Annotated in this window: 10 protein-coding genes; 7 read left to right on the top strand and 3 right to left on the bottom strand. The window is 70.1% G+C overall.

The window, feature by feature from the left end:
* Window positions 1-188: 188 nt before the first annotated feature.
* The 6 genes from ABD830_RS03035 (at window position 189) to ABD830_RS03010 (ending at window position 7937) form a co-directional block, all read left to right on the top strand.
* Window positions 189-1469, top strand: a complete 1281-nt coding sequence (locus ABD830_RS03035) for a sugar ABC transporter substrate-binding protein (protein WP_344984732.1) — start codon at window positions 189-191, stop codon at window positions 1467-1469.
* Between the two features lie 2 nt (window positions 1470-1471).
* Window positions 1472-3040: an ABC transporter permease subunit gene (locus ABD830_RS03030; RefSeq protein WP_344984731.1), complete on the top strand. Its 1569-nt coding sequence runs from the start codon at window positions 1472-1474 to the stop codon at window positions 3038-3040.
* A complete protein-coding gene (locus ABD830_RS03025; RefSeq protein WP_344984730.1) occupies window positions 3037-3876 on the top strand; it encodes a sugar ABC transporter permease in 840 nt (279 codons plus the stop codon). Before ABD830_RS03030 ends, ABD830_RS03025 begins: the two co-directional genes overlap by 4 nt.
* Window positions 3877-3881: 5 nt before the next feature.
* Window positions 3882-5660, top strand: a complete 1779-nt coding sequence (locus ABD830_RS03020; protein ID WP_344984729.1) for a glycoside hydrolase family 13 protein — start codon at window positions 3882-3884, stop codon at window positions 5658-5660.
* A gap of 198 nt (window positions 5661-5858) precedes the next feature.
* Window positions 5859-7424, top strand: a complete 1566-nt coding sequence (locus tag ABD830_RS03015; protein WP_344984728.1) for an IS1182 family transposase — start codon at window positions 5859-5861, stop codon at window positions 7422-7424.
* A 207-nt stretch (window positions 7425-7631) separates the two neighbouring features.
* Window positions 7632-7937 (top strand): hypothetical protein, encoded by a 306-nt coding sequence (locus tag ABD830_RS03010; RefSeq protein ID WP_344984727.1) that lies wholly within the window; start codon window positions 7632-7634, stop codon window positions 7935-7937.
* Between the two features lie 7 nt (window positions 7938-7944).
* Here ABD830_RS03010 and ABD830_RS03005 read toward each other — a convergent pair whose 3' ends face one another.
* The 3 genes from ABD830_RS03005 to ABD830_RS02995 all read right to left on the bottom strand — a co-directional run bounded on the left by ABD830_RS03005 (window position 7945) and on the right by ABD830_RS02995 (window position 10459).
* Window positions 7945-8643 (bottom strand): SDR family oxidoreductase, encoded by a 699-nt coding sequence (locus tag ABD830_RS03005; protein WP_344984726.1) that lies wholly within the window; start codon window positions 8641-8643, stop codon window positions 7945-7947.
* A 19-nt stretch (window positions 8644-8662) separates the two neighbouring features.
* A complete protein-coding gene (locus ABD830_RS03000; protein ID WP_344984725.1) occupies window positions 8663-9820 on the bottom strand; it encodes a thiolase family protein in 1158 nt (385 codons plus the stop codon).
* A gap of 75 nt (window positions 9821-9895) precedes the next feature.
* Window positions 9896-10459, bottom strand: a complete 564-nt coding sequence (locus tag ABD830_RS02995) for a TetR/AcrR family transcriptional regulator (protein ID WP_344984724.1) — start codon at window positions 10457-10459, stop codon at window positions 9896-9898.
* A gap of 55 nt (window positions 10460-10514) precedes the next feature.
* Here ABD830_RS02995 and ABD830_RS02990 point away from each other — a divergent pair, with 55 nt between their 5' ends.
* A complete protein-coding gene (locus tag ABD830_RS02990) occupies window positions 10515-13613 on the top strand; it encodes a bifunctional cytochrome P450/NADPH--P450 reductase (RefSeq protein ID WP_344984723.1) in 3099 nt (1032 codons plus the stop codon).
* Window positions 13614-13720 lie beyond the last annotated feature (107 nt).

Raw genomic sequence — 13720 nt, 5'->3', positions numbered from 1 at the left:
TCCGGTAGCGGTGTTCGCGATGAGGGTGCAGCCCCGGCGCCGGTGTCCGCGGTGAGGATCGTGTAACGCTCTTTCGCAAGTTCTTCCAATTCTTGCAAAGAGCCGCTAACGTCCCGGAAACGTTCGGCTTTCTCATCACGGCGGCGCTCGCGTGGCGTCGCCGTTCCTCCGTGACCTCAGGAGGTCCCATGCGCATGCGGGCTCTGGGTGTGGCCGCTCTCGCGGCCCTCGCGTTCGCCGCGACAGCGTGCGGCGGTTCCCAGCCGGCTTCTCAGTCGGCTTCTTCGGCGGCACCCAGTGCGTCCGCCTCGACCTCGGCGGCGAAGAGCGGCGGCACGCTCGTGATCTGGGCGGACCCCAGCCGGGTCAAGCCGCTCAAGCCGTTCGCCGACCAGTTCGGCACCGAGAACGGCGTGACCGTCGAGGTGAAGGAGATCAGCAAGGACAACCAGACGACCTTCCTCACCGCCTCCGAGCAGGGCAGCGGCCCCGACATCATGATCGGCGCGCACGACTGGATCGGCAACCTCGTGCAGAACGGCGCGATCGACCCGGTCACGCTGACCGACGAGCAGAAGGCCGCCTTCTCGGCCAAGGCGATCCAGGCCGTGACGTTCAACGGGCAGATCTACGGCGCCCCGTACGCGGTGGAGAACATCGCGCTGATCCGCAACACCAAGCTCGCCCCCGAGGCGCCCGCCACGATCGAGGACATGATCGCCAAGGGCAAGGCGCTCAAGGCGGCCGGCAAGGTCAAGGAGGTGCTCTGCATCCCCGTCGGCCAGAAGGGCGACGCCTTCCACGTCTACCCGATCTTCGCCTCCGCCGGCGGCGCGCTGTTCGGCACCACCTCCAGCGGTGACCCCGACGCCAAGCAGGTGCTGGTCGGCTCGCCCGACTCGGTCAAGGCGTTCGGCAAGCTCAAGGACCTGGGTGAGAAGGGCGACGGCGCGCTGCGCACGTCCATCACGAACGAGAACTACATCGTGAACTTCGCCGCCGGCAAGTGCGCCTACCTGATCTCCGGCCCGTGGGCGATGAGCGAGGTCAAGAAGGGCGGCATCACGTACGACATCTCGGCCGTCCCGGCGTTCAAGGACGGCAAGCCCGCCACCCCGTTCGTCGGCGTGCAGACGTTCTTCGTGGCCTCCAAGGGCAAGAACAAGGCTCTGGCCCAGGAGTTCGTGGCCAACTACGTGACCAACAAGGACGTCGCGAAGGCGCTGTACGAGGCCGACCCGCGGCCCCCGGCGCTGACCGCCGCCCTCCAGGAGGTCCAGGCGAGCGACCCGGACGCCGTCAAGTTCATGGACGCCGGCAAGGACGGCATCCCGATGCCGGCCATCCCCGAGATGGCGGCGATCTGGGAGCCGTTCGGCATCGCCGAGAACGCCGTCGTCAAGGGCGGCGACGCGCCCAAGGCCGCCGCGGCCGCGCAGAAGGCCATCGACGGCTCGCTCAAGCACTGATCATGGCGCTCGACGTGCGCGAAGCCGTGGAGACCGAGACGTCTCCACGGCCCCGCCGGGAGATCACCACGGCGTTCGTGGTGAGCAGGGTCGCGGTGCTCGCCGTGACCGCCGCGATCCTGCTCTACGCCGTGCCGCCGCTGGTGGCCGCCGGGTCCTGGGTCTCGCTGGCGCTGCTGTGCGCCGCCAGTGCGGCCATCGCGTTCCTCTACCTGACCCGCCGCTTCGTCCCGGCCAAATATCTCGTCCCGGGCACCGTCTTCCTCATCGCGTTCCAGATGTTCCCCGTCGCCTACACGGTGACCACCGCGTTCACGAACTTCGGCGACGGCCACCGCGGCGACAAGGATGCCGCGGTCACCGCCATCGAGACCGGCTCCGTGCGGCAGGCACCCGGCTCGCCCGAGTACTCCCTGACCGCCGCGCTGCGCGGTGAGGAGCTGGTGTTCCTGCTGGTCGACCCGAAGACCAAGCAGGTGCGCCTGGGCGACGCGAAAGGGCTGTCGCCGCTGGCGGGCGCCCAGGTCGGCGTCACCGGCAAGGTGCTGAGCGCGCCCGGGCTGACCGTGCTCAAGGCGCCCGAGGCCGCCGCCCGCGGCAAGGAGATCTCCGCGCTGGCCGTGCCCACCGCCGACGGTGTGATCAAGGCGAACGGGCTCAGCCGGGCCGTCGAGGGCAAGGCGGCGCTCGTGTACGACGCCGGCTGCGACTGCGTGCGCGGCAACGGCGACACCTGGAAGGCCGACGAGGGGCAGGGGTACTTCGTCAACGCCAAGGGCGAGCACCTGGCGCAGGGCTGGCAGGTCGGCGTCGGGCTCGGCAACTTCGCCCGCGTGCTGACTAATCCCACTATTTCGGGCTATTTCGCCGGGGTGCTGGGCTGGAACCTGGTCTTCGCGCTGGCCTCCGTGCTCGGCACGTTCGCGCTCGGCATGTCGGTGGCGCTGGCGCTGCACCATCCGCGGATGCGCGGCACCCGGTTCTACCGGATCGCGCTGATCCTGCCGTACGCGATGCCCGCCTTCGCCATGCTGCTGGTGTGGCGCGACATGTTCAACCGTGACTTCGGCCTGATCAACCAGCTCCTCGGGGCCAACGTCGACTGGCTGGGCGAGCCGGGCACCGCCAGGTTCGGCGTGATCCTGGTCAACGTGTGGCTCGGCTTCCCGTACATGTTCCTGGTCACCACCGGCGCGCTGCAGGCCATCCCGCGCGAGCTGACCGAGGCGGCGGCCATCGACGGGGCCACACCGTGGAAGGCGTTCCGCCGGGTGACGCTGCCGCTGCTGCTGGTCGCGCTCACGCCCCTGCTGATCTCGTCGTTCGCCTTCAACTTCAACAACTTCAACGCGATCGCGCTCACCACCGACGGCGGGCCGTTCCCGGCGGACAGCCCGCAGGTGGGCGCCACCGACCTGCTGATCACCTACACGTTCCGGCTGGCGTTCGGGGCGGGCGGCGCGCAGTTCGGCTTCGCGGCGGCGATCTCGGTGTTCATCTTCGCGATCGTGGCCCTCATCTCAGCCGTGGCGTTCCGCCGCACCCGCAAGCAGGAGGAGGTCTACGCGTGAAAGTCGCCCTCAGGCATGTCTTCGTGCTGGTCGTGTGCGCGTTCGCGCTCTTCCCGATCCTGTTCGTGATCTCGGCCGCGATCAACCCCCTGGGCACGCTGGCCTCCACCAGCCTGCTGCCGACCGGCGCCAGCCTGGCCAACTTCGCCAACCTGCTGAGCTCCGACAGCTACCCGTTCGGCCGGTGGTTCTTCAACTCCGTGTCCATCGCGCTGATGTCGTCGTTCGCGAGCCTGCTGCTGTCGATGTTCGCCGCGTACGCCTTCAGCCGCATGCGCTTCGCGGGCCGCCGGGTCGGGCTGCTGGCGCTGCTGCTCATCCAGATGTTCCCGCAGTTCCTGGCCATCGTGACGATCTTCATGATCTTCACCAGGGTGACCGAGCTGTATCCGGCCTTCGGCTTCAACACCGTGTGGGGCCTCATGCTGCTCTACCTGGGCGGCGCGCTCGGTGTGAACACCTGGCTGATGAAGGGCTTCCTCGACACCGTGCCGAAGGAGCTGGACGAGGCCGCCACCGTGGACGGCGCCACGCACGCGCAGATCTTCTGGCGGGTCATCATGCCGCTGGTCACGCCGATCCTCGCGGTCACCGCGCTGCTGGCGTTCATCGGCACGATGAGCGAGTTCCTCATGGCGAACGTGTTCCTGCGCGACACCGAGAGCAAGACTCTCGCCGTCGGCATGTGGGGCATGATCGCCGGCGACCACCGCAACGCCAACTTCGGCATGTTCGCCGCGGGCACGTTGCTTACCGCCATTCCCACGGTGGGTGTGTTCCTCTGGTTGCAGAAGTACATCGTCTCCGGGCTCACCGCCGGGGCTGTCAAGGGATAGGTTCATTGCGCTTCATCGGGGAGCCGCATCACGACGGCTCAGCTCTGTACGTCTCCGACCAGGAACCCGTCGTGGGCTCGCGGGTGACGCTGTGGCTGCGGGCGCCGCTCGCCGCCGGGGTCACGGGCGTGCACGTACGTACCGTGCACGACGGGGAGCCGCGCTACGCGGAGGCGGCGCCGGACCCGTCGCGGCGGGACGTCGGCGGATACGGCGGCACCGACGTCTGGTGGCGGGCCGAGATCACCGCGGTCAACCCGGTCACTCCGTACCGCTTCCTGCTCCACAGCGGGGGCGGCCAGGCGTGGCTGACCGCGGCCGGGCTCGTCACGCACGACGTGACCGACGCGGGCGACTTCCGGCTCGTGTGCCACCAGGCGCCGCCCTCGTGGATGTCGGACGCGGTCGTCTACCAGATCTTCCCCGACCGCTTCGATCGCTCCGGGCTCATGCCCGACCCGCCCGACTGGGCGCTGCCGCGTGACTGGGACCGCGACCCGGTCATCCCCAGCGGGCCCGGCACCTCCGAGCAGTTCTACGGCGGCGACCTCGACGGCATCGCCCAGCGGCTCGACCACATCCAGGGTCTCGGCGCCGACACCGTGTACCTGACGCCGATCTTCCCCGCCCGCTCCAACCACCGCTACAACGCCTCCACGTTCGAGCACGTGGACCCGCTGCTCGGTGGCGACGAGGCCCTGCACCGGCTGTCGGGCGCGCTGCACGCGCGCGGCATGCGGCTGCTCGGCGACATCACCACCAACCACTGCGGCGACACGCACGAATGGTTCACCGCGGCTGTGTCCGACGTGAACGCGGTCGAGCGCGAGATGTTCTCCTTCGACCCCGACACCGGCGACTACGAGTCCTGGTGGGGCGTCAAGACGCTGCCCAAGCTCAACTGGGGCAGCGAGCTCGTCCGCTCGAGCATGCGGGCGGTGCTGAAGAAGTGGCTGGGGCCGCTCGACGGCTGGCGCGTGGACGTGGCCAACATGACCGGCAGGCGCGGCGCCGAGGACCGCACCCACGAGGTCGCCGCCATGCTCCGGGCCGAGCTCGGCCCCGACGCCGCGTTCATCGCCGAGCACAACCACGACGCCTCGAGCGACCTCGACCGCGACGGCTGGCACGGCACCATGAACTACGGCGGCTTCACCCGTCCGGTCTGGACCTGGCTGCGCGGGCCCGAGCTGGACCTGGACCACTTCCTCGGCGTGCCGGGCGGCGTGCCGGCACGCGACGGGCTGGCCACGCTCGCCACGTTCAGGTCGTTCGCGTCCCACATGTCGTGGCGCTCGCTCGTGCACTCCTGGCAGCTGCTCGACTCGCACGACTCGCCCCGCATCCGCACCGTCACCGGCTCGCGCGAGCGCCACCTGCTCGCGCTCGGGCTCCAGGCCACGCTGCCGGGCACGCCGATGGTGTTCGCGGGCAGCGAGTTCGGCCTGACCGGCGTGAACGGCGAGCACTCCCGCACCCCGATGCCCTGGAACCGGCCCGCGGACCAGGACCTTGCGACGCTGGCGGCCTACCGCGAGCTGCTCGGGCTGCGCCGCGCCGAGCCCGCGCTGCGCCACGGCGGCCTGCGCTGGCTGCACGCCGACGCCGACTGCCTGGTCTTCGCGCGCGAGACGTACGAGGAGTCGATCCTGGTGTGCGTGCGGCGGGCGCCCGGCGCGCCGCTCCACCTCGGCGTACGGGCCCTGGGTGTCTACAACGCCGAGGACGGGGACGTGCTGCCCGGCGACGGGCCTTCGCTCCGCGTCTGGCGCCTCACCCGCTGAACCCGCCGAGGCGTCGCCCGCGTCGAGATCGTCCTGCGCGGGCTGCGCTCGTTCTAGGTGACTGGTGTTTTTTGATCTATCTCGCGTCGGTCTCGCCTGTTGTGCCATGGTGATCGGTGTTGGTCACCGGGAGCGGGGAGAGACCGAGCGATGGCAGTGGGCCAGACTCCGATGCAGCCGGGGTTGCTGTCTTCCACGGTGAGTTTTGTCGAGGGTCGGCTGGCGCCGAACTCGATCTACACGGTGCTGCACCGTGAGTGCCGGAATCTGTTTCCGGACGAGATGTTCGCCGACCTGTTCGCTGAGGATGGGCGCCGGTCGGTGCCGCCGATGATCGTGGCGGTGGTGATGGTGCTGCAGCGGCTGGAGGGGCTGTCGGATCGCGAGGCGGTGGATCGGTTCGCCTTCGATGTGCGGTGGAAGTACGCCGCCGGCGGGCTGGACTTCGACCATCCAGGGTTCGTGCACACCGTGCTGGTGGACATGCGGGCCCGGCTGGCCGCCTCCGACCGGCCAGACCGGATCTTCGAGCGGACCGTGGAGGTGGCCGCCCGGGCCGGGCTGATCGGCCGCAAGCGGGTGCTGGACTCGGCACCGATCTATGATGCGGTGGCCACCCAGGACACCATCACGCTGATCCGCTCGGCGATCCGGGGCGTGCTGCGCGCCTCCGACCGGGAGTTGCGGGTCGCGCTGCGGGCGGTGATCTCCAGCGGGGACGCCTACACCGATCTCGGTAAGCCGGTCATCGACTGGACCGAACAAGCGGAGCGGGAGGCGCTGATCGACTCGCGGGCCCGCGATGGGTTCGCGCTGCTAGCCGTGCTGGACGGACGGAAGGTGGCTGAGGAGGTCGATCAGGCGGCACGATTGCTGGCCACCGTGCTCGGCCAGGACCTGCAGCACGGCGAGGACGGGGTGTTTCGGATCGCCCGCAAGGTGGCCAAGGACCGTGTCATCTCCACCGTCGATGCCGAGGCGCGACACGGCCGCAAGACGGTGGAGCGCTCGTTCGACGGATACAAAGGCCACATCGCCGAAGACCCCGACAGCGAGATCATCACTGCCACCCGGGTGACGGCAGGCAACGTGGGCGATGCCGAACCGGCCGCCGAACTCCTGGCTGACCTCCTGTCCGAGCAGGCCGAGCAGGCCGAGCAGGCCGAGCAGGCCGAGCAGGCCGAGCAGGCCGAGCAGGCCGAGGTTTATGGTGATGCCGCCTACGGCACCGGGCCGATGCTTGCCAAGCTCGACCGGGCGCAAATCGAGGCGATGGTCAAGACGCAGCCCTCCAGCGCGCCCGGAGGTCGCTTCACCAAGGATGCCTTCACCGTCGATCTGGAGGCCGGGCGGGTGATCTGCCCGAACCAGATCGTCAAGGAGATCCGCTGGCATCGCAATGGCAGTGGCGTGGCGGCCTTCGGCTCCGCATGCGCGGGATGCCCGCTCCGGGAGCGGTGCACCACCGCCAAGGACGGCCGCGACATCAACCTCAGCCCGCACGAGGCACACTTGGCCCGGGGCCGGGCCAACAGTGCCGATCCCGGCTGGCTGGCCCGATACCGCGCCACCCGGCCCAAGGTCGAACGCAAGATCGCGCATCTGATGCGGCGACGGCATGGCGGACGCCGCGCCCGCATGCGCGGCACCGCCAAAGTCGACGCGGACTTTTCTTTGCTGGCCGCCGCTGTCAACCTGGCACGCCTGGCGGTGCTCGGCGTTACTTCCACCTCAACCGGGCGATGGGCAGCGACAATGGCCTGACCAGGGAGAACAACCGCACGCCACGGTTACGGAAGGCCAGCGGACACCCTTCGGAACCCCTGTGGATAACTCGGCAGAGCAGGGCTGACCCGAACCCCGCAAAGGCCGGGCCACCCAAGCTCGATCACAGGCCCGGCTCAGCAGATCGCGATCGAGATTCAACCGGCCGGGATCGACCGCTTAACACCAGCGACCTAGAGTGGGCGGGTGCTTCCAGATCTACGCCAGCCGCTGGTGAGGCAGCTCGCCGAGTCCGACGCGCCCCGCCGCTACTGGCACATGGGCGACGAGGACGGGCGCGCCTGGCTCTTCGAGAGCGTCGAGGGCGACGGCCGCGAGCAGTGGGCGGTCCGGCAGGTGCTGGTGGACCCCGACCGGGTCGCCCGCCGCTACTGGTGGCGCCACCTGCAGGACGAGCACGGTTTCCTGGCCGACCAGCCGCTGGAGGTCTGGGAGCTGACCGAGATCACGGAGCCGGCGTTCGAGGCCGTCTGGGAGGCGAGCGCCGGCTGAGGTGTGCTCAGCGGGTGGCCAGCGCCGGGTAGAGGAGCTCGAGGTCACCCGAGAGGCCGGCCCTGATCTCCTTGCTGAGCGTGTCGGCCAGGACCTCGTACGTCCCGGCCTCCAGGGCGTCGAGTGTCTGGGCGACGACCTCCGCCGGGGAGATCTTGGGGTCCGTGACGCCGGCGGCCATGTCGGTGTCGATGTAGCCCGCGTGCACCCCGACGACGTGAGTGCCCTGCTCCTTCAGCTCCACCCGCAGGGCGTTGGTCAGCGACCACGCCGCCGCCTTCGACGCGGCGTACGTGCTCACCTGCGGGACCGAGAAGAACGACAGCGCCGACAGCACGTTCACCAGCGCGCCGCCGCCGTTGCGCGCCAGGACGGGGGCGAAGGCGCGGCTCATGGACAGGGTGCCGAAGTAGTTGGTCTCCATCTCGGCGTGGGCCGAGTCCAGGTCGGCCGGGCCCGGGCGGGCGATGCCGGCGTTGTTGATCAGCAGGTCCACGTCGGCGCAGCGCTCGGCCGCGGCCGCGACGGCGGCCGGGTCCGTGATGTCGAGTTCGATCGGGGTGAGGCCCGCGCCGGTGACCGTGGCGGGGTTCCTGGCCGCCGCGTAGACGGTGCGGGCGCCCCGGTCCAGGAGGGCCTGGGCGAAGGTGGCGCCCAGGCCGCGGTTCGCGCCCGTGACGAGGGCGACGCTGCCGGAGATCTTCATCTTGTTCCTTCGGTTGTCGTTAGAGGCGTTCGAGAATCAGAGCGTTGGCCAGGCCGCCGGCCTCGCACATGGTCTGCAGGGCGTAGCGGGCGCCGCGCTCGTGCATCGCGTGCACCAGCGTCGTGGCGATACGGGCGCCGCTCGCGCCCAGCGGGTGGCCGAGCGCGATGGCGCCGCCCTTGACGTTGACCCTGGCCGGGGCGGCGCCGGTTTCCTGCAGCCAGGCCAGCACGACGCTCGCGAACGCCTCGTTGACCTCGAACAGGTCGATGTCGGCGAGACCCAGCCCCGCGCGGCGCAGCACCTTCTCCGTGGCGGGGATGACGGCCGTGAGCATGAGGATCGGGTCCGCGCCCGCGACGGCGAAGCTGTGCAGGCGGGCCAGCGGGCGCAGGCCCAGCCGGGCCGCCGTCTCCGAGCTGGTGATCAGCACGGCCGCCGCCCCGTCGTTGATCGGGCTGGTGTTGCCGGCGGTGACTGACCACTCTATCTGCGGGAACCGCTCGGCGTAACCCGGGTCCGTGAAGGCGGGTTTCAGACCGGCCAGGATCTCCGGCGTCGTGGCGGGGCGCACCGACTCGTCCCGGTCGAGCCCGGCGATGGGTACGAGCTCGTCGGCGAAGGACGCGGCGGCGGCCTTGCGGTGGGAGCCCGCGGAGAACGCGTCCTGCTGCTCGCGGCTGAGCGACCACTTGGCGGCGATCAGCTCGGCGCTGATGCCCTGCGGCACAAGACCGTCGGGGAAGCGCGCCGCCATCGCGGGGCCGAACGGGTCGGCCCCGGCAGGCACGTTGGACCACATCGGCACGCGGCTCATCGACTCCACGCCGCACGCCACCACCAGGTCGTACGCGCCGGCCATGATCCCCTGGGCGGCGAAGTGCACGGCCTGCTGGGAGGAGCCGCACTGCCGGTCCACGGTGACCGCGGGAACCGACTCCGGCAGGCCGGCCGCCAGCCAGGCGTTGCGCGTGGTGTTCATGGCCTGCTCGCCCACCTGGTCGACGCAGCCACCGATCACGTCGTCCACCAGCGACGGATCCACCCCGCTGCGCTCGATCAGCGCGCGCAGGGTGTGGGCCAGCAGGTCCACCGGGTGGACCCCGGTCAGGCCGCCGCCGGGCTTGCCCTTGCCGATCGGAGTGCGTACGGCCTGCACGATGACCGCGTCACGCATCGCGCCCTCCCTGTGGGTTGGAAAACTGAACTCACCCTAGCGCGAGCGAGTTGGATTTTCCAACGCACAGCCTGATCAGGCGGAGAAGCTCACCATGCCGTTGATGATCAGGTGTACGGCCGTGTCGAAGTTACGGTCGACCCCCTCGGGGTCGTCCGACATGTGCCCGTGGGTCTCGGCCACGATGAAGCCCGAGACGAACGCGTTCAGGATCTCGCTCGTCCGCCGCAGCTCCGGCTCCGGCACGCCCGCCAGCCGCAGGATGCGATAGAGCGTCTGCCAGATCACCAGCCGGTGGTCGTTGATCAGCTGCGGATGGGTGTGCACGTATCCCCACAGGGCCGGATGCTCGCGGGCGTGCCGGTGGTAGGCCAGCGCCAGGGCCTTGAGCTGGTCCTGCCACGGGGCGCCGTCATCCGGCGGCATGTGCATGCGCTGGGCCGCGGTGGCGCAGACCAGCCCGAGCAGCGCCTCCTTGCTCTCCACGTGGTGGTAGAGCGACATGGGGTTGACGTCCAGCTCGGCCGCCAGCTTGCGCATGGACAGCCCTTCCACGCCCCCCTCGTCGATCAGGCGTACTGCCGTGGAGGAGATCTCTTCGATCGTGAGGGGCGTGCCCCTGCGTGCGCTCACCGCCATACACCGTATGGTAGCGTGAGCCATACGGTGTATGGCTACTCGAAAGGGAGCAATCATGGCGCAGATTCCCGCACCCCAGGGCCTGCCCATCCTGGGTAACACGCTGCAGATTCCCTCTCACTCGCCGGTGGAGCACTTCGTCCAGGTCGCCTCCCGGTACGAGGAGGGCATCTTCCGGCTGGAGGTCGCCGGTCGCACGATCGTGCTGGTGTACGACCCGGATCTGGTCGCCGAGGTGTGTGACGAGAGCAGGTTCGTCAAGCGCATCAAGCCGCCGCTGTCGATCGTCCGCGACTTCGGCGGCGACGGGCTGTTCACGGCCGACCACGACGAGCCGGTGTGGGGACACGCGCATCGCATCCTGATGCCCGCCTTCAGCCAGCGTTCGATGAAGGCCTACTACGCGCAGATGCTCGAGATCGCCGAGCAGCTCGTCGAGTCGTGGGCAGGTCGCCAGGGGGAGGACCTGCCCGTCGCCGACGACATGACCAGGCTCACCCTGGACACGATCTCGCTCACCGGGTTCGGCTACCGGTTCCGCTCGTTCGACTCGCCGGAGCTGCACCCGTTCCTGCAGTCCATGGGCGGCGCGTTGACCGAGGCCATGCTGCGCAACCAGCAGCTGCCGTTCGTCACCAAGCTCAAGCGCTCGCACGAGGAGGCGTACCGGCGTGACATCGCCGACATGCAGGAGCTCGTCGACGACGTGATCAGGCAGCGCCGCGCAGAGGGCGGCGCCGGCTCCAAGGACCTGCTGGGCCTGATGCTGGAGGCGTCCGACCCGCAGACCGGCGTCCGCCTGTCCGACGAGAACATCCGCAACCAGGTCCTCACCTTTCTCATCGCCGGCCACGAGACCACCAGCGGGCTGCTCTCGTTCGCGCTGTACAACCTGCTGCGCGAGCCGCACACGCTGGCGCGCGCCTACGACGAGGTGGACCGGCTGCTGCCCGGCGACGAGCCGCCGACGTACGAGACGATCATGAAGCTCGACGTCATCCCGCGCATCCTGGAGGAGACGCTGCGCCACTGGTCGCCGATCCCGGCGTTCAGCGTCAGCGCGGTCGAGGACACCACGATCGGCGGCTATCCCATCGCCAAGGACCAGGGCGTCGCCGTGCTCCTGCCGGTGCTGCACCGCAACCCCAAGGCGTGGGAACGGCCGGACGAGTTCGACATCGACCGGTGGCTGCCGGAGAACAAGAAGAGCCACCACCGCGCGGCGTACAAGCCGTTCGGCAACGGCGAGCGGGCCTGCATCGGCCGCCAGTTCGCGCTCACCGAGGCCAGGCTGGCGCTGGCGATGATCCTGCGGCGCTTCGCGATCTCCGACCCGAACGTCTACCGCATGAAGATCAAGCAGACGCTCACCATCAAGCCTGACGGGTTCACGCTCAGGGTCCGCGAGCGGCGCGCGCACGAGCGGGCGGCCGTCGCGGCCCAGGTGGTCGAGGAGAGCGAGCAGCAGGAGATCGCCGTCACCGGCGTGCCGCTCACCGTCGCGTACGGCTCCAACCTCGGCACCAGCTCCGACATCGCCGAGCGCCTGGCCGAGCGGGCCGGTCGCGCGGGCTTCGCCGGCACGCTGACCACGCTCGACGACATGACGCCGCCGAGCGAGGGCCTGCTCATCGTGGTCGCCTCCTCCTACAACGGCAAGGCCCCCGACAACGCCCAGCGCTTCGACGCGCTGGAGACGCTGCCCGACCTGTCCGGCGTGCGGCTGGCCGTGCTGGGCTGCGGGAACACGCAGTGGCCCACGTACCAGGACTTCCCGAAGCGCGCCTACGAGAAGCTGACGGCCGCGGGGGCGGTGCCGCTGATCGAGCGCGGCGAGGCCGACGCGGACGGCGACTTCGACGGCGACGTGTCCGCGTGGACGGCCAAGCTCTGGACCGCGCTGGCCGAGGAGTACAGCGCCGCCACCGAGACCGCCGGTCCGCGCTACGAGATGGAGGTGCTGAGCGAGGCGGAGGTCAGGCCCTCGGTCGTCTCCTCGCGCGCCTTCCCGCTGACCGTCGTCTCCAACGAGGAGCTGACCGGCGACCCCACCGGGCTCTGGGACTTCTCGACCGAGGCGCCGCGTCCCGGCGTGCGCTCGATCGTGGCCAGGCTGCCCGAGGGCGTCACGTACTCAGCGGGCGACCACGTGGCCGTCTTCGCCAAGAACGACCCCGAGCTGGTGGAGTGGGCGCTGCGCTGCCTGCGCGTCCCCCGCGAGCAGGTGGTACGGCTGCGCGCCGCCGGATCCACCCACCTGCCCGTGGACACGCCCGTCACGGCGGGCCTGCTGCTGACCGAGTTCGCCGAGCTGCAGGACGTGGCCACCAGGGCCGACATCGAGGCGCTGGCCGCCCACACCGCATGCCCGTGGACCCGCGGTCAGCTCACCGGGCTGACCGAGAACTACGCCGACGAGATCCTGGCCAAGCGCGTCTCCGCGCTGGCGTTGCTCGAGCGCTTCCCGGCGATCACGCTGCCGCTGCCGGTGTTCCTGGAGATGGCCGGGCCCATCAAGCCGCGCTACTACTCGGTCTCCTCCTCGCCGCTGGCCGACCCTTCGCTCGTGCGTCTCACCGTCGGCCTGGTGGAGGGGCCCGCGTGGTCGGGCACCGGCACGTACCAGGGCATGTGCTCGGCCTATCTCGGCGGGCTGAAGGAGGGCGAGGTGTTCTACGGCTACGTCCGCGTGCCCGCGCCGCCGTTCCGGCTGCCGGAGGACCCGGCCACGCCGGTGGTCCTCGTCGGCCCCGGCACCGGCTTCGCCCCGCTCCGCGGCTTCCTCGAGGAGCGCGTCCTGACCGGCGCCGCCGGCCCGGCCGCGATCTTCACCGGGTGCCGTCACCCTCAGCACGACCAGCTGTACGCCGGCGACCTCGCCCGCTGGGGCGTGTCCGCGCACGTCGCGTACTCCGCCGTGCCGGGGCACCCGTACCGGTACGTCCAGGACGCCATCGCCGCGCACGCCGACGAGGTGTGGGAGCTGCTCTCGCAGGGCGCGCACGTGTACGTGTGCGGCGACGGGCTGCGGATGGCTCCGGCGGTGCGGCAGGTGCTGCTGGACATCCACCGGGAGCGGACCGGGCAGGACGGCGCCGAGTGGCTGGCCGGGCTGGAGGCGGCGGGGCGCTACCAGCAGGACGTGTTCGCCTGACCGCTCCGGGCTCCCCCCAGGTCCGCCTGGGGGGAGGGGGCGTACCATGACCTGCGGAAACTTGCGCCAGCCCTTTATCGACAATCCGGACTTAACACTGCATGCTG

The organism is Nonomuraea helvata (assembly GCF_039535785.1).
GTDB classification, from domain to species: Bacteria; Actinomycetota; Actinomycetes; order Streptosporangiales; family Streptosporangiaceae; genus Nonomuraea; species Nonomuraea helvata.
This window is presented reverse-complemented; position numbering and strand designations above follow the sequence as displayed.

Bases quoted from the DNA above. Each gene is read 5' to 3' on its own strand.
- ABD830_RS03035 (WP_344984732.1), top strand. From the start codon at position 189: ATGCGCATGCGGGCTCTGGGTGTGGCCGCTCTCGCGGCCCTCGCGTTC.
- ABD830_RS03030 (WP_344984731.1), top strand. From the start codon at position 1,472: ATGGCGCTCGACGTGCGCGAAGCCGTGGAGACCGAGACGTCTCCACGG.
- ABD830_RS03005 (WP_344984726.1), bottom strand. From the start codon at position 8,643: ATGAAGATCTCCGGCAGCGTCGCCCTCGTCACGGGCGCGAACCGCGGC.
- ABD830_RS03000 (WP_344984725.1), bottom strand. From the start codon at position 9,820: ATGCGTGACGCGGTCATCGTGCAGGCCGTACGCACTCCGATCGGCAAG.
- ABD830_RS02995 (WP_344984724.1), bottom strand. From the start codon at position 10,459: ATGGCGGTGAGCGCACGCAGGGGCACGCCCCTCACGATCGAAGAGATC.
- ABD830_RS02990 (WP_344984723.1), top strand. From the start codon at position 10,515: ATGGCGCAGATTCCCGCACCCCAGGGCCTGCCCATCCTGGGTAACACG.